Below are 16,246 nucleotides of genomic sequence, written 5' to 3' on the forward strand. Positions count from 1 at the left end.
GATTGGCGTCGGTCGCAGATCCAATGTGGGAGCGAGCCTGCTCGCGATTGCTATCTGACAGGTGCTGAAGATTCTGCGACTAGATCCGACCCTCGGGGGCATACGGCGCAGGATCAATAATCGGTGTCCTCCCCAGCATCACATCCACAAACAACTGACACGACGCTGGCGCCAACACCAGCCCATTACGGTAATGCCCGCAATTGAGCCAAAGCCCGTCGAACCCCGGCACTCGGCCAATATAGGGAATCCCCTCTGGCGAACCCGGGCGCAATCCGGCCCAATGCCCCACCACTTCGGCATCCGCCAGGGCAGGAATCAACTCCACAGCCGATGCCTTCAGGCTCTCCAGTGCCGAGTCGGTCGGCGTCTTGTCGTAGCCTTCATGCTCCAGCGTACTGCCAATCAGAATATGCCCGTCGCGCCGGGGAATCGCATAACGCCCCTTGGCCAGCACCATGCTCGGCAGGAAGTCCGCCGCGCACTTGTACAGGATCATCTGGCCTTTGACCGGCTCGACCGGCAGTTCCAGGTCCAGGCTCTTCAGCAAGTCGCCACTCCAGGCGCCCGCCGTCAGGACCACCTGATCACCATGAACAGGGCCCGCCAAGGTATGCACGCCAACGATTTCATTGCCTTCACGAATAAACCTGCTGACTTCGCACTGCTCACGGATTGTCACGTTCGGCAGCGCCAGCAACGCGGCCCTGAGGGACTTCACCAGTCGCGGATTGCGCACGTTGGCCACGTCGGCCATGTAGATCGCCCGGGAAAACCCGCCACCCAGCACGGGCACGGCGTCGTGTGCCGCCGAGATATCCACAGCCCGCAGCGGGCGGTTTTCCCGCTCGGCCCAGGCCAGCGCCTCGGCCTCGTCATCCAGATCCAGCCAGTACAGGCCGGTGGTGTGCACTTCCGGATCAACCCCCGTCGCTGCAAACAGTCGCTCACCGAGCTGTGGATAAAAGTCCTGGGACCAATGCGCCAGCGCGGTGACTGCCGGGCTGTAGCGCCACGGGTAGAGCGGCGAAACAATCCCGCCACCGGCCCATGACGATTCCTGACCGACGCTCGAACGATCCAGCAACACAACACTTTGCACTTCGGACGCGAGATTGAATGCCGTCAGCAGCCCAATCACGCCGCCACCGACAATCACCACTTGCTGTTGCCTGCTCATGTTCTGATCCAACCGATAAATAGACAGAGGGCGCAAAAGACGCCCGAAAAAGGAACTCAGCGACCCCAGCAATCTTTGGTGGCAAGCCCGGACGTTGCATTGACCATGCTTCTGACGCCCGTATTGGTGAGGGTGAAATCCCCGCACTTGTCGGTCGCCATCGCTGTGCCAGTCTTGCGCGTTGCCGTCAGCACGAAGGTTTGATCGGTCAGGGTCGGCGTGATGGTGTAAAAGTCATTGCCGGCGCTCAGCCCGGTGGCGGCGGTATAGACATTGTTCTTCGAGTAGAACCGCTCAAGGATCTGCGCCTGCTCGGACAGCAGCCCGGCCACCTCTGTGCGGCGACCCTTTTTCACGTACTCGGTGAGGCTCGGGGCGGCAATGGTCATGACGATCCCGATGATCGCAATCACGATCATGATTTCGATCAGGGTGAAACCTCGGTTGGATCTGCGCATTCCTGAATTCTCACTTACTGTATTTGACGCCACATGATGCGGCGGCTGCCGCCGCCGGATTTTTCCACCAGGGTGCTGATGCCGCCACTGGAATCGTTCACGATCTTGCGGGACGCGCCGTTGACGATGGCGTTCAGGGTCGGGATGCCGCCGGTAAAAACCAATCCGCTGGACACCGTGTCAATGCTGTCGACCGTCCCATCGTTGTTGGTGTCGAGCACCGCATAGTTGAGCATCTTACCGCTGAACGCATCCAGTTCGACCAGTTTGCCGGTACCGAAGCTGGCACACGGGTCGGTGGTGTCCACACTCGCCGTGGTAAAGATGATCCGCCCCAGTACCAGACTGGCCTGATTGATCACCCGCTCCCCTGTCAGCACGTTGTTGTACACCAGCGGCAAGTACCAGCCCTTCTCCGCCGGATAGGTCACTTCGTTCTGGCTGGTGGTGATGAATTGCCCGGTGCTGCCGGAGAACACACCGGTCACCGCTTGAGCCTGCAAACCGGACACGGTGATCTGACCGGCCCCGCCTTCTGCGTCCCACACGGCGTAGAACGCCTGCAAATCCTTGTTGGTCTTGTCGGCAGTCTCGTTGAATTTGCCGGTGCCGAAAAATACTTCCTTGCCGCCCAGCGAATTGTCCGCCAGCAAAGGCTGCACGGTAATCGGCTGGGTGGCGCCACCCGCCGTGGTAAACAACGGCTTGCCGGAAAATGCCACGCCCCAGGAATCGGGAGCGGTAGCGCTCAAATCGAACTTCCATAACCGCCCTCGCAAATCGCCGCCATAGGCGGCCTGCACCACATTCTGCGAATTGACCCTGAGCTTCACCGACGACAGGCCATTGTTGGTATCGGTGCTGTCTACCACGATTTTCCTGATCAACGAGCCGTCGCGAATGTCCAACACGTACAACGCCGCCAACCCGGAGTTGCTGCCATATCCGTTGGAAATGAACGCTGCCCATCGACCGTCGGCCAAGCGTGCCACTTCCGGGCGTGCATAGGCATAACCCAGATCATTGAAAACGTTCGCGGTGTTGGCCGTGGCCGGCGCACTGATTTCCCACAGTGCCTTGAACACGTTACCCGCTGATGCGTCGAACAGCTGCAACGCATAAAAGGTCTTGCCGCCTGCTCCGGTTCCGCCAATGGCGACAGTTTTCCAGGCAGCGCTGAATTGAGCATCGAACACCCCGACCTGACCGTCGACCAGAAACTTGTGGCTCACGCCGTTGATGTAGGTCGGGTCGGCAATGTAGCGCAGCGATGGCAACACGCTGGAAGGCATAAAGGCATAACGCCGGGCGCCATTGGCCGAGTTGATGACATTTACAAACCCGTCGTTGGCATTCACCACCAGGCTGGAGCTCATGTTGGTGGATTTGGTGGTCAGGTAGGTGCTGTAGGCAGTGTCCCCCACCAGATCGGAGGCGGTTTTATCCGTGGGTGAAGCCAGCACGAGGGGCGAGTTGATGATGTCGCCAAGTAGCACGCTGCGTACTTTCAGCCCGGTTTTGTTGGTGCCCTTGCTCCACTCCACCAGATCGCTGCCGGTGATACCGGTGGGCAGGCCTTGGCTGAGGGAGGTCTGCTGTGCCGGGGAGAAACTGCCATAGGCCAGCGTGACCGCCGCATTTGTCAGGGTATTCCACGACTGATAGGTCGGCGCCGTTGCCCCGGGAACGATGGTGGTGTCAGTGGTCCACAACGTCGCGCTGGTGTTCACGAACCCCGCTGAGGTGAAGCCAAAGGATCTGATCGTGCCGCGCCAGTCCTTCGGGTCATAACTGGTCTGGAAGTAACTTGAGTTGCTGGCCAGGGTGGTCCCGCTGGTGACGCCGCTGCCGCCGGAACCGGCCTTCGAGGTGATGTCGCTCAGCGCCGAGGACAGTGCACTGTTGAGCCCTGCGCTGTCGGTCGCCTGATAGTACTTGCCTTGCCCGTAGTTGGCCGCGTCCGACAACATCTGGTTCGCGGCGGTAAAACCCACGGTGTAGGTGTTCATGTTCTGTTTCGGGAAATCCGCTGCGTTCCAGCTTTTGCCTGCCAGATCGTTGCCCGTGGAACGCATGTCGATGTCGAAGGAGAACTTGGCGATGTCGTCCAGATACAGCGTGTCGCCTTCTCCGTCACCATTCAGGTTGTCACCATCGTTATTCACGCCATCCCAATTGGGCAAGCGAGTACCACCCAGGGGATCGGTCGTCGGAAAAGTCCGGTCAAAGGTCGGCAAGCCATCGGTGATCACGACGCCATAGTTTTTCTGACAGCGATACTGAATCGGACTGGTGTAAGTAGCAGGCGTCGAGTTGTAGAACGGCGCCAGGCCCCGAAAATAACGGTTTATTTCATAGTAGGTTTCCGCCAGCGGCGTGTTGGCTACGGCACCCAAGCCATTGATGGCAGAGATCAGGTTGTTGTAGTTGGCATCCGCCTGGGCCTGGGTGATGCTGCCACTGACCGCCGAGAGATCACTGATCGATCGGGCGATGAACCCACCGCCACCGGAGTTGCTGCTCGTGGGTGGATTGAACGTTGCAAGGCCGATACGCAGAGAGCGATTGCTGGCGACCAGGCCTGTGGAGACATCCTGTGCCACGCTGATCCGGTAGTCATTGGGAATTGCACTGGTACCGCTGGTGAAATCCTTGTTCGAACCGTTGGCCAGCCCCAGCAGATAGGCCAGGTAGTTGGCGGTGTAACGCGTATTTTCATTACCCACCGGGTCCGGCAGCTTCAGGCAGACGGGCGTCAATCCAAGAAAGCCTCGATAAAAACCGTACCAGTTGCCACTGGTCGAGCAGCCGCCGCGGTTCAGGCTGGACAGCAAAATATTGCTGTCATCCATGTCCAGACTCTGCCCGCTCACACAGGAAAAGTTTGAACTGCAAATCGCGATCTGCGCGTAGTTGGTCGTCGGATTGAAACCCGGCGCCCAAATGATGTTGTTCATGCTCCCCGAGTCGTCGATCAGCAGCATGACGTTCGGAGCGACGGCCGCAGCGCTCAACAGCGGAGAGTCCGAAGGCGTGAAGGCGTAGGCCGGAGCCGACAGGTAAAGCGCCAGTACAACGCCGCACAACAGCGACCACCACCCGCCTCGCCCTTTAATACTTCGCATAAATACTCTCCACGACGCTGCGCGAGTTGCCGGCGATACCGACGGCGGTCACCCGGTAAAGCGTCGCCGAGGTGTTGCTCGGCACATTCACGGCGTTGACCGTGGTGCCGATGTTCTGCACCGCGTAAAACCCCCTGCCGGAGGCGATCCAGGTCACGCCGGAGGAACCGGCACCGGCGCCGGTGACCGTCGACGAGTCCGCCGGTGGTGCGCATTGGCTGCAGACTGGCAATGAATAGCTGTCCAGCTGCACCGCACTTTCTCCCACGCGTAGCGCCGCTTCGGCGCCCTGGAACGACTGGTTGCGCAAACTTACGCTGCCGGCCATTTTCTCCTGAAGGGTGGCGTTCTGCATCGATGAAATACCGATCAAGGTCAGCAGCAGCAGAAACACCAGGCTGACCAGCAGCGCCATTCCCCGCTGGGGGTGAACATTCATGGAGGTCTTCCTCATGGCAACCTGTTGCGCAAGGCGGCAACCACGGTGAAGGTTTGATTTTTTACCCGACTGTTCGGGTCAAAGAGCGTCAGCGTCAGGCGCACGCTTCGAATTCGTGCGGGGTCGGACGGATTTGCGCTGTAGCTGGAAGCGGCTACATCAGTGGCAGAATTGGCGAGGCCAAAGAGCACGCTGAAGGTACTGACGTTATCGACCAGCACGAACTGGGCAGGCGTGCCGGTACCGGAGCCCATCATGATTTTGTTGTTGCTGAAGCTATAGATCAGACGCCGGATCGGAAACGCCAGAAACCCCGTGGCCGGTACTCGTGCGCCCGTGTAGGCCGTTGCCGTGTTTCGACAGTCGGAGATCACCGTCCAGGCCGGCACCCCGCCACTGCTCCCGACATCGGCGGTCACCAGCGTCAACTTGAGGTTGGCGTTATCCCAACTGATGGGCGTTATCTGACCGGCGTTGAAGTCGCCAGAAGTGCTCGAGTCGGTGATGGTCCCCAGGCAGCCAAACATGCCGACCATGCGAATTTCCTGAATCATTTTGCTGAGCACGAAGCGCGCGTCTTCCTGCATGGCGGCGGCGGTGTTCTGGCTGACGTAGGTGTTCTTGGCGGCGATGAAAATCTGTGCCACGCCCAGCACGACAATCAGGCTCAATGCGAGGGCGATCAACAATTCGATCAGCCCGAAACCGCTGTTGGACCGCCTCATGGCGTTGCCACCGGGTCGACAGTGGCACGACTGGTCAAGACAAAGCTGCGGCGCGAGTTGGCGGTATTGGCGGCGCGCGAGTCATCCCACGTGATGGTGATGGTGTACACCCGCTGGCTCAACGCAACGGTGCCGGTAGCCGTGGCACCGCCGAAATTGATGATGTTGGTGGTGAAATCGTAGAGATCCTGATCGCGGGCGACGTTCAGGTTGCCCGCCGCCGGCGGCGTCCCGGTGTAATCGGCACCGGAGTTGGCGCGGATACGGTCCATCATGTCATAGGCGATAAAACTGGCCTGGCTGGTCATGCGCGAGCTGTCGGTGTACTTCAGCGCATTGAGCTGAATCGCCGCCGCCCCCAGCAGCCCCACGGTCAGAATCACCAACGCGACCAGCACTTCGATCAGCGTCATGCCCTCCTGTGCATGTTTGCCCCGTTCCCTCATCCGCAATTTCCACCCAATAGAATTCGTCCGTTCAAACACACATTCAGCGTCCTGCTTTGCGCCCCCAATACGTAGCTGATCACCACGGGTGCGGACGGCGCCGACAAACCACCCAGATTGTTGAAATCGATAGCGGTCACTCCCAAGGGTAGCGTCAGAGCCGCGCCGCTGCTCATCGCTGGAACAACCCGCAATATATTGGCCAGATTGCCAGTACCGTCATAGACCGTCAGTTCTCCGGTCCAGACGCTGCCGCCTGCCGTCGGGCGGACCCGGGTGGTGACGCCCCGGTCGATGGCCTCAAGTCGCGCGAAATTGAGTCCGCGTTGCAGGTCGCCGATTTCGGTGTCGGCCTTGGTGCCTTGCACCGACCGGGTAAACGCTGGCACGGCCAGGGTGATCAGGATCAAAAATACCGCGAGCGAGACCAACAGCTCGATCAGCGTGAAACCTTTTGTACGATGATCCATCGATGCCCTCCGTTGCCGTCGGCTATACCTGCTTCTACACGCTAGAACATTCGACCGGCTGGCGTACGGTTGATTTGCCATTACTCGCGCACGGATTGCGCGGCTCGCAGCACTCCACGGAGGGAGATGACATGCATCAACGAGGTTTCAGCCTGATCGAACTGCTCATGGGACTGACAATTGTCGGGATTGTTCTGCTGTTGGTCAGTCCGGCGTTCGCGGCGCTTTCAGAATCGAATCATCGCGAAGAGGCGGCGAAGTCGCTTGCCAGCGGTATTCGCACCGCCAGAAGCGAAGCACTCGCACGCAATCAGACCACCGTCATTCATGGCATCAACGACGACTGGGGTCAGGGCTGGCGAATCATTCTGGATATCAGCGGCAAAGGGCCGGAGGACAGCAGCAATCCGCTGCTTGTTGAACACGCGAGTAGCGCTGGGGTGCCCGTTGTCGGCAATTGGCCGGTCAAGCGATACGTGCGCTTCAGCCGTATCGGCGAACCGCAGATGCCTGGGCGGGCCTTTCAAGCAGGGACACTGCACATTTGCGCAGCCCGCAAACCGGTCAGCCAACTCCAGGTGGTACTGGCCGCGACCGGTCGGGTCAGCCTGCGCAGCGATAAGGCTGAGCAGGCGCTGTGTCCGGTCGGGAAAACAGTTAAAGCAGGGAGCGCACGCGCAACTCTTTAGGCATGGAGAATGTGATGTTCTCCTCACGACCGGCCAATTCATCGGCCCCGGTAGCACCCCAGGCCTGCAGCTGCTGGATCACGCCACGCACCAGCACTTCCGGAGCAGAGGCGCCCGCGGTGATGCCGATGCGCTCGACACCGTCGAACCAGCTCTTTTGCAGGTCTTCGGCGCCGTCGATCAGATAAGCCGGGGTGGCCATGCGTTCGGCGAGTTCACGCAAGCGGTTGGAGTTGGAGCTGTTCGGGCTGCCGACCACCAGTACCACGTCGCATTCGTCGGCCAGTTGCTTGACGGCGTCCTGACGGTTTTGCGTGGCGTAGCAGATGTCGTCCTTGCGCGGACCACCGATCGCCGGGAAGCGTGCACGCAGAGCGTCGATCACGCGGCTTGTGTCGTCCATGGACAGGGTGGTCTGGGTCACGAACGCCAGTCTGTCGGGGTTGACCACCTGCAACGAGGCGACGTCTTTCTCGTCTTCAACCAGATAGATCGCGCCACCATTGCTGCCATCGTACTGGCCCATGGTGCCTTCGACTTCCGGGTGACCGGCGTGGCCGATGAGGATGCATTCACGGCCATCGCGGCTGTAGCGCGCGACTTCGATGTGCACCTTCGTCACCAGCGGGCAGGTCGCGTCGAATACTTTCAGGCCACGGCCAGCGGCTTCGGTACGCACTGCCTGGGAAACACCATGGGCACTGAAGATCACGATGACGTCGTCCGGCACCTGATCCAGTTCTTCGACGAAAATCGCCCCGCGAGCCCGCAGGTCTTCGACGACGAATTTGTTGTGGACCACTTCGTGGCGCACGTAGATCGGCGGCCCGAAGACTTCCAGGGCGCGGTTGACGATTTCGATCGCCCGGTCCACACCGGCGCAGAAGCCACGGGGGTTGGCGAGTTTGATTTGCATGCTGTGCCTCGTGTCTTGCGCGCGAAAACAGTGAAAAACAAACTGTGGGTGCGAGCCGTTGTGGCGAGGGGATTTATCCCCGTTGGGGTGCGAAGCACCCCTGAACTCAACCACCGCGGTCTTGAATCAGAACGCGCTGTCTGGTTTACGATTGCTTCGCAATCGAACGGGGATAAATCCCCTCACCACAAAAGCTCGCTCCCACAGGTTACAGCGATTTTACGCTGATGATCTCGACATCAAACGTCAATGTCTTGCCGGCCAGCGGGTGGTTGAAGTCGATGGTCACTTGCTCGTCATCGAATTCCTTCACCACGCCAGGCAGCTCAGTATTGGCCGCATCGTTGAAGATCACCAGCAAACCCGGCGACAGGTCCATGTCCTTGAACTGCGAGCGCGGAATGACCTGTACGTTTTGCGGGTTAGGCTGGCCGAACGCGTTTTCTGGCTGAATCGTCAGCGTACGCTTGTCGCCCGCCTTAAAGCCGAACAGTGCAGCTTCGAAGCCTGGCAACAGGTTACCGTCGCCGACCTTGAAGGTCGCCGGGGCTTTGTCGAAGGTGCTGTCGACGGTGTCGCCATTCTCCAGGCGCAGTGCAAAGTGCAAGGTGACTTCCGTGTTCTGGCGGATGCGTTGCTCAGCCAATACCTGTTCAGTCATGAACGGCTTCTCCGGTCTTTTTGCTTTTGAACATGTCCAGCGCAAGCATCACGGCACCGACGGTAATTGCACTGTCGGCGAAGTTGAACGCCGGGAAGTACCAGCGGTTCTGCCAATGCACCAGAATGAAGTCGATCACATGGCCCAGGGCAATGCGGTCATACAGATTGCCCAGCGCCCCGCCCAGCACCAGCGCCAGAGCGACGGCCAGCCAGGTTTCGTTGCGTCCCAGACGCTTGAGCCACACCACCAGCACCGCACTGACCACCACCGCGATCAGGGCAAACAGCCAGCGCTGCCAGCCGGAGCTGTCGGCCAGGAAGCTGAACGCCGCGCCGGTGTTGTAGGCCAGGGTCCAGCTGAAGTAATCGGGGATCACCACGATTTGCTGGTACATCTTCAACGAGCCTTCGAAGTAGAACTTGCTGGCCTGGTCGATGACCAGGACCAGCAAACTCAACCAGAGCCAGCTCAGCCGTCCGAAACGGCCAGCAGCATTAGGCATAGTGACGAACCTCGCCAGCGCCGCTGATGTTGTCGACGCAACGACCGCAGATTTCCGGATGCTCCGGGTTCACGCCGACGTCTTCACGGCAGTGCCAGCAACGGGCGCACTTGGCGAAGGCCGACTTGACGATTTTCAGCTTCAGGCCGCTGACTTCGGTAACCACGGCATCGGCTGGCGCCTGCACAAACGGCGCAACGCTGGCAGTCGAGGTGATCAACACAAAACGCAGTTCGTTGCTCAGCTTGGCCAGGTCGGCGCTCAGCGCGTCTTCGGCGAACAGCGTCACTTCGGCTTGCAGGTTGCCACCGACGGCCTTGGCCGCGCGCTGGATTTCCATTTCCTTGTTGACCGCGACCTTCACCGCCATGATCCGCTCCCAGTAGGCGCGGCCCAGTTCGACGTTGTCCGGCAGTTCGGTCAGGCCTTCGTACCAGGTGTTGAGCATCACCGATTCGTTGCGCTCGCCCGGCAGGTATTCCCACAGTTCGTCGGCGGTGAACGCGAGGATCGGCGCGATCCAGCGCACCAGCGCTTCGGAGATGTGGTACAGCGCGGTTTGCGCCGAACGGCGGGCCTTGCTGTTGGCGCCAGTGGTGTACTGACGGTCCTTGATGATGTCGAGGTAGAAACCGCCCAGCTCCTGCACGCAGAAGTTGTGGATCTTGGAGTAGACGTTCCAGAAGCGGTATTCGCCGTAGTGCTCTTGCAACTCGCGTTGCAGCAGCAAGGTGCGGTCCACGGCCCAACGGTCCAGCGCGAGCATTTCTTCAGCCGGCAGGATGTCGGTGGCCGGGTTGAAACCGGTCAGGTTGGAGAGCAGGAAGCGCGCGGTGTTACGGATACGCCGGTAGGCGTCCGCACTGCGTTGCAGGATCTGCTCGGAAACCGCCATTTCACCCGAGTAATCGGTGGAAGCGACCCACAGACGCATGATGTCGGCGCCCAGGGTGTCGTTGACTTTTTGCGGTGCGATCACGTTGCCCAGGGACTTGGACATCTTGCGGCCGGACTCGTCGACGGTGAAGCCGTGAGTCAGCAGCTCGCGGTACGGCGCGTGATTGTCGATCGCGCAACCAGTCAGCAGCGACGAGTGGAACCAGCCACGGTGTTGGTCCGAGCCTTCCAGGTACAAGTCGGCGCGTGGACCGGTCTCATGACCCATCGGGTGCGAACCGCGCAGGACGTGCCAGTGCGTGGTGCCCGAATCGAACCAGACGTCGAGGGTGTCGCTGATCTTGTCGTATTGCGGCGCTTCGTCACCGAGCAACTCGGCGGCGTCCATCTTGAACCAGGCTTCGATGCCTTCGACTTCAACGCGCTTGGCGACTTCTTCCATCAGTTCGGCGGTACGTGGGTGCAGCTCGCCGCTTTCCTTGTTCAGGAAGAACGGGATCGGCACGCCCCAGTTGCGTTGACGAGAGATGCACCAGTCCGGACGGTTGGCGATCATCGAGTGCAGGCGCGCCTGGCCCCAGGCCGGAACGAACTGAGTCTCTTCGATGGCTTTGAGAGCGCGTTTGCGCAGGGTGTCGCCGCTGACAGGCTCTTTGTCCATGCCGATGAACCACTGCGCGGTGGCGCGGTAGATCAGCGGGGTCTTGTGGCGCCAGCAGTGCATGTAGCTGTGTTCGATGATTGTGGTGTGCAGCAGCGCACCGACTTCAGTCAGCTTGTCGACGATGGCCGGGTTGGCTTTCCAGATGAACTGGCCGCCAAAGAACTCCAGCGATGTCACGTAAACGCCGTTGCTCTGAACCGGGTTGAGGATGTCGTCATTGACCATGCCGTATTTCTTGCAGGTCACGAAGTCGTCCACGCCGTAGGCCGGAGCGGAGTGAACCACGCCGGTGCCAGCGCCCAGTTCAACGTAGTCGGCCAGATAAACCGGCGACAGGCGATCGTAGAACGGGTGACGGAAGTTGATCAGTTCCAGCTCTTTACCGGTGGTGGTCGCGATGACCGAACCTTCCAGGCTGTAACGGGCCAGGCACGACTCGACCAGCTCTTCAGCCAGCACCAGCAGTTTGTCGCCGACATCGACCAGGGCGTAGTTGAATTCCGGGTGAACGTTCAGCGCCTGGTTGGCCGGAATGGTCCACGGGGTGGTGGTCCAGATCACGATCGAAGCAGGCTTGGCCAGCGACGCCAGACCGAAAGCGGCAGCCAGCTTGGCTTCGTCGGCAATCGGGAACGCCACGTCGATGGTCGAGGACTTCTTGTTCTCGTACTCGACTTCCGCTTCAGCCAGGGCCGAGCCGCAGTCAAAGCACCAGTTCACAGGCTTCAAGCCCTTGAACACGAAACCGCCCTTGACGATTTCGGCGAGCGCGCGGATTTCACCGGCTTCGTTCTTGAAATCCATGGTCTTGTACGGGTTGGCAAAGTCGCCCAACACGCCCAGACGGATAAATTCGGACTTTTGGCCTTCGATCTGCTCGGTGGCGTAGGCACGGCACAGTTCGCGGGTCTTGTCAGCGCCCAGGTTCTTGCCGTGGGTCACTTCGACTTTGTGCTCGATCGGCAGACCGTGGCAGTCCCAGCCCGGAACATAAGGCGCGTCGAAACCCGACAGGGTTTTCGAGCGGATGATCATGTCCTTGAGAATCTTGTTCAACGCATGACCGATGTGAATCGTGCCGTTGGCGTACGGAGGACCGTCGTGAAGTACGAACTTCGGACGATCCTTGCCAATCTCGCGCAACTTACCGTACAGGCCAATGCTGTCCCAGCGCTGCAGAATCTGCGGTTCGCGCTGAGGCAGGCCGGCCTTCATTGGGAAGGCGGTGTCCGGAAGGTTTAGCGTGGCTTTATAGTCGGTCATTTAAGGCTCTTCATTAGCGATTGGCGCTAGGTGCGACAGGGCACGGGCGGCGGCAACATCCGCATTGATCGCCGTCTTAAGCGCCTCCAGAGAGGCGAAACGCTGCTCTTCACGCAGCTTGTGGTGGAAAACCACCGTCAAACGCCGGTCATACAGATCGCCGGCAAAATCTAAAAGGTGTACTTCAAGGTGGGCTTTGCCATCACCTTGTACCGTGGGCCGCACGCCAATGTTGGCGACGCCGGGCCAGGTCTTGCCGTCGATATCAATGTCGACCAGGTAAACCCCGGTCAACGGCACGCGACGGCGCTTGAGTTGAATGTTGGCGGTTGGCGTACCCAGCTGGCGCGCCAGCTTTTGGCCATGCAGCACCCGCCCGGTTATCTGGAACGGACGCCCGAGCAGGCGTTCGGCCAAGGCAAAATCTGCTGCGGCCAAAGCATTTCGGACCTGAGTGCTGCTGACACGAATGCCGTCCAGCTCAACGGTTTGTGCCGCTTCGACGGTGAAGCCTTGCATGACGCCGGCCTGTTGCAGGAAATCGAAATCCCCGACCCGGTCACAGCCAAAGCGGAAGTCGTCACCGACCTCAAGATGCTGCACGCCGAGGCCGTCCACCAGAATGGTATCGACGAACTCACTGGCGCTGAGCTTGCTCAGGCGCTGGTTGAAGGCCAGGCACAGGACCCGGTCGACACCTTCGTCGGCCAGCAGCTGCAGTTTGTCCCGCAGCCGGGCCAGGCGGGCTGGAGCCGTGTCCGGGGCGAAGAATTCTCGCGGCTGCGGCTCGAAAATCACCACGCAGCTGGGCACGCCCAACTCGATAGCGCGCTCACGCAGCCTCGCCAGGATAGCCTGGTGGCCACGGTGAACACCGTCAAAGTTGCCAATAGTGGCGACACAGCCCCGATGCTGGGGGCGCAGGTTGTGGAGGCCTCGAACCAGCTGCATAACGCGCTTCTTGCTCATAAAGTGGTCGATTATAACCACACCCGGCGGCCGACGACAGGCAACACCGTAACCCAAAGTAATCGAGCCGACAAAACTGCCGGTTCGCCCATGTTTATCGAGGCCCAAGCCTCAGCTCAGCGCCTTGCGATTGAAGTCGCGCAAACGAAAGCCCATCAACAGCAGCATGCCGAAATAAGTGACTACGCCGGCAGCGACCAGTGCGCCCAGACGCAGGAACCGCTCCAGCATATGCCCCTGATCCCAGGCCGGCATGAAATGCATGCCGGCCAGCAGCACAGCAGACATCACCAGCACCGCAATCACAAGCTTGAGGCCGAACTTCGCCCAACCCGGTTGTGGCTGATACATCTGTTGCTTGCGCAGTTGATAGAACAATAGCCCGGCATTGATGCAGGCACCGATGCTGATGGCCAGGGCCAGACCGGCGTGAGCCAGCGGACCGATCAGCACCAGGTTGAACAACTGGGTAACGATAAGGGTGAATATCGCGATTTTTACCGGGGTGCGGATGTTTTGTTGCGCATAAAAGCCCGGAGCCAGCACTTTGATCACGATAATTCCGAGCAAACCGACCGAATAGGCGATCAAAGCGCGCTGGGTCATGGACGCGTCAAATGCGCTGAACTGGCCGTACTGGAACAGCGACACCGTCAGCGGCTCGGCCAGAATCCCCAGCGCCAGCGAACACGGCAGCACCAACACGAAGCACAGGCGCAGGCCCCAGTCGAGGATGCGCGAGTATTCCTGGCGATCCTTGCTGGCGTAGGTCTTGGCCAGCGTCGGCAATAGAATCGTGCCCAGTGCCACACCCAGCACCCCGGAGGGCAACTCCATCAGGCGGTCGGCGTAATACATCCACGACACGGAGCCGGCGACCAGGAACGAGGCGAAAATGGTGTTGATGATCAAGGAAATCTGGCTCACGGACACGCCGAGAATCGCCGGCAACATCTGGTTCAACACCCGCCAGACGCCGCTGTCACGCAGATTCAGGCGTGGCAACACCAGCATGCCGATCTTTTTCAGGTGCGGCAGCTGATAGAGCAACTGTGCCAGACCACCCACCAGCACCGCCCACCCCAAAGCCATGACGGGAGGATCGAAGTACGGTGTCAGGAACACCGAAAAGATGATCATGCTGACGTTGAGCAACGTCGGCACGAAGGCTGGCACAGAAAAACGGTTGTACGTATTGAGGATCGCACCAGCCAATGAAGACAGGGAGATCAGCAATATATAGGGGAAGGTCACCCGCAACAGACTGGAAGTCAGCTCGAATTTTTCCGGAGTATCGGTGAAACCCGGCGCTGTCGCCCAGATGACCCACGGTGCGGCGAGCATGCCCAGTGCGGTAACCAGGGCCAGTACCAGCGTCAGCAGGCCGGAGACGTAAGCAATGAAGGTTCGCGTCGCCTCCTCACCCTTCTGGCTTTTGTATTCGGCCAGAATCGGCACGAATGCCTGGGAAAATGCTCCTTCGGCGAAGATTCTTCGCAACAGATTGGGCAGTTTGAAGGCGATGAAGAAGGCGTCAGTCGCCATCCCGGCACCAAATGTGCGCGCGATGAGAGTGTCACGGACGAACCCCAGAACCCGGGAAAGCATCGTGATAGAGCTGACGGCGGCCAACGATTTGAGCAGATTCATTGAAAGAGTTTGTGCCTGTCGATAAACAGCAGGCGAACAAAGCGCCTACTTATGCGATACTCCGCGCCGCAGCAGCACAGAGCCAAAGCTCGCGAGTTTACAGGTCAAGCGCCGGAAATAAATATCCCGCCTCTTTATACCTACCACTTAGCGGAACGTCTCAACCGCCCTTGACAAGACATCAACTCATCGGCATGATTCGCGGCCTATTTTGTTTGCTATTTCCTAAAAAGTCTTTCGAGGAGCTCGACGGTGGCCAACACACCTTCCGCCAAAAAACGTGCAAAACAGGCTGAGAAGCGTCGCAGCCACAACGCCAGCCTGCGTTCCATGGTTCGTACCTACATCAAGAATGTAGTTAAGGCCATCGACGCAAAAGACGCTGAAAAAGCTCAAGCAGCTTACGTTCTGGCTGTGCCAGTTATCGACCGTATGGCCGATAAAGGCATCATCCACAAGAACAAGGCAGCTCGTCATAAGAGCCGCCTGAACGGTCACGTCAAGGCTCTGAACCTTGCTGTAGCCGCATAAGCGATAAGCTTGTTGAAAAACCGACCTCAGGGTCGGTTTTTTATTGCCTGCGATTTGGCAAAAACACCGCAAAAAAAATGTGAGAGAGAGCCTGCTCGCGATAGCGGTATAACATTCAACACTGATGTCGACTGTTATACCGCTATCGCGAGCAGGCTCACTCCCACAGTTTGATCTTTGTTAATTTATTGAGCGTGTGTCCACGGCAAAATCGGGATTGCCGTCACCGCATTCTGCGGACTGCCCTCGATCAAGCGATCGCTGTAGACCAAGTACACCAGCGTATTGCGCTTCTTGTCGAGAAAGCGCACCACTTGCATGGTCTTGAACACCAGCGAAGTACGCTCCTTGAACACCTCTTCGCCATCCTTCAGTTCACCCTTGAAGTTGATCGGGCCTACCTGACGGCACGCGATCGACGCTTCAGCGCGATCCTCAGCCAACCCCAAACCACCTTTTACGCCGCCAGTCTTGGCGCGCGACAGGTAGCAGGTCACGCCTTCAACCTTCGGATCATCAAACGCCTCGACCACGATGCGGTCGTTCGGGCCGACAAACTTGAAAACCGTCGACACCTGGCCGATCTCCTCGGCCGAGGCCAGCAGCGGCATTGCCAACAGCAGACCCAACAATCCTTTTGCCACACGCATTCAAATAT

The 16,246-nt window shown here is 59.3% G+C and carries 16 protein-coding genes; 2 read left to right on the top strand and 14 right to left on the bottom strand.

What is annotated here, in order from left to right; genetic code table 11:
• Nucleotides 1–79 precede the first annotated feature (79 nt).
• Genes thiO through ACRC4F_RS12635 form a run of 7 tightly spaced genes read right to left on the bottom strand, consistent with a single transcriptional unit; the run spans nt 80 to nt 6,843 of the window.
• A complete protein-coding gene (gene thiO / locus ACRC4F_RS12605; protein WP_438659593.1) occupies nt 80–1,180 on the bottom strand; it encodes a glycine oxidase ThiO in 1,101 nt (366 codons plus the stop codon).
• 56 nt (nt 1,181–1,236) lie between these two features.
• Complete coding sequence (locus ACRC4F_RS12610) at nt 1,237–1,638, bottom strand: type IV pilin protein (RefSeq protein WP_438659594.1); 402 nt, start codon at nt 1,636–1,638, stop codon at nt 1,237–1,239.
• Between the two features lie 14 nt (nt 1,639–1,652).
• On the bottom strand, nt 1,653–4,763 hold the full coding sequence (locus tag ACRC4F_RS12615; RefSeq protein ID WP_438659595.1) for a pilus assembly protein: 3,111 nt from the start codon (nt 4,761–4,763) through the stop codon (nt 1,653–1,655).
• Nucleotides 4,750–5,202, bottom strand: a complete 453-nt coding sequence (locus ACRC4F_RS12620; protein WP_438659596.1) for a pilus assembly PilX family protein — start codon at nt 5,200–5,202, stop codon at nt 4,750–4,752. Before ACRC4F_RS12620 ends, ACRC4F_RS12615 begins: the two co-directional genes overlap by 14 nt.
• Before the next feature lie 11 nt (nt 5,203–5,213).
• Nucleotides 5,214–5,927: a PilW family protein gene (locus ACRC4F_RS12625; protein ID WP_438659597.1), complete on the bottom strand. Its 714-nt coding sequence runs from the start codon at nt 5,925–5,927 to the stop codon at nt 5,214–5,216.
• Entirely contained in the window at nt 5,924–6,373 is a 450-nt protein-coding gene (gene pilV, locus ACRC4F_RS12630) for a type IV pilus modification protein PilV (protein WP_438659598.1), read from the bottom strand. The genes ACRC4F_RS12625 and pilV overlap by 4 nt, the downstream gene beginning before the upstream one ends.
• Nucleotides 6,370–6,843, bottom strand: a complete 474-nt coding sequence (locus ACRC4F_RS12635) for a GspH/FimT family pseudopilin (RefSeq protein ID WP_438659599.1) — start codon at nt 6,841–6,843, stop codon at nt 6,370–6,372. The genes pilV and ACRC4F_RS12635 overlap by 4 nt, the downstream gene beginning before the upstream one ends.
• 131 nt (nt 6,844–6,974) lie before the next feature.
• On the opposite strand from ACRC4F_RS12635, the gene ACRC4F_RS12640 reads away from it, so the two are divergent.
• Nucleotides 6,975–7,532, top strand: coding sequence for a GspH/FimT family pseudopilin (locus tag ACRC4F_RS12640; RefSeq protein ID WP_438659612.1), 558 nt, complete (start codon nt 6,975–6,977; stop codon nt 7,530–7,532).
• On the opposite strand, the gene ispH is transcribed toward ACRC4F_RS12640, so the two are convergent.
• The 6 genes from ispH to murJ form a co-directional block, all read right to left on the bottom strand.
• Nucleotides 7,501–8,448 (bottom strand): 4-hydroxy-3-methylbut-2-enyl diphosphate reductase, encoded by a 948-nt coding sequence (gene ispH / locus ACRC4F_RS12645; protein WP_438659600.1) that lies wholly within the window; start codon nt 8,446–8,448, stop codon nt 7,501–7,503. The two genes, ACRC4F_RS12640 and ispH, sit on opposite strands and share 32 nt — an antisense overlap.
• Nucleotides 8,449–8,656: 208 nt before the next feature.
• Complete coding sequence (fkpB, locus tag ACRC4F_RS12650; RefSeq protein ID WP_438659613.1) at nt 8,657–9,094, bottom strand: FKBP-type peptidyl-prolyl cis-trans isomerase; 438 nt, start codon at nt 9,092–9,094, stop codon at nt 8,657–8,659.
• A 7-nt stretch (nt 9,095–9,101) separates the two neighbouring features.
• Complete coding sequence (gene lspA, locus ACRC4F_RS12655) at nt 9,102–9,614, bottom strand: signal peptidase II (RefSeq protein ID WP_438659601.1); 513 nt, start codon at nt 9,612–9,614, stop codon at nt 9,102–9,104.
• Complete coding sequence (gene ileS / locus ACRC4F_RS12660; RefSeq protein ID WP_438659602.1) at nt 9,607–12,438, bottom strand: isoleucine--tRNA ligase; 2,832 nt, start codon at nt 12,436–12,438, stop codon at nt 9,607–9,609. Before ileS ends, lspA begins: the two co-directional genes overlap by 8 nt.
• Nucleotides 12,439–13,389: a bifunctional riboflavin kinase/FAD synthetase gene (gene ribF / locus ACRC4F_RS12665; protein ID WP_438659603.1), complete on the bottom strand. Its 951-nt coding sequence runs from the start codon at nt 13,387–13,389 to the stop codon at nt 12,439–12,441. It abuts the gene before it with no gap.
• Between the two features lie 129 nt (nt 13,390–13,518).
• Entirely contained in the window at nt 13,519–15,057 is a 1,539-nt protein-coding gene (gene murJ, locus ACRC4F_RS12670) for a murein biosynthesis integral membrane protein MurJ (RefSeq protein WP_438659604.1), read from the bottom strand.
• 252 nt (nt 15,058–15,309) lie between these two features.
• Here murJ and rpsT point away from each other — a divergent pair, with 252 nt between their 5' ends.
• Nucleotides 15,310–15,588 (top strand): 30S ribosomal protein S20, encoded by a 279-nt coding sequence (gene rpsT / locus ACRC4F_RS12675; RefSeq protein ID WP_008154937.1) that lies wholly within the window; start codon nt 15,310–15,312, stop codon nt 15,586–15,588.
• A gap of 185 nt (nt 15,589–15,773) precedes the next feature.
• On the opposite strand, the gene ACRC4F_RS12680 is transcribed toward rpsT, so the two are convergent.
• Nucleotides 15,774–16,238 (bottom strand): CreA family protein, encoded by a 465-nt coding sequence (locus ACRC4F_RS12680; protein ID WP_007938427.1) that lies wholly within the window; start codon nt 16,236–16,238, stop codon nt 15,774–15,776.
• Nucleotides 16,239–16,246 lie beyond the last annotated feature (8 nt).

Origin of the sequence: Pseudomonas sp. (genome assembly GCF_051660785.1) — a bacterium.
Classification (GTDB): domain Bacteria; phylum Pseudomonadota; class Gammaproteobacteria; order Pseudomonadales; family Pseudomonadaceae; genus Aquipseudomonas.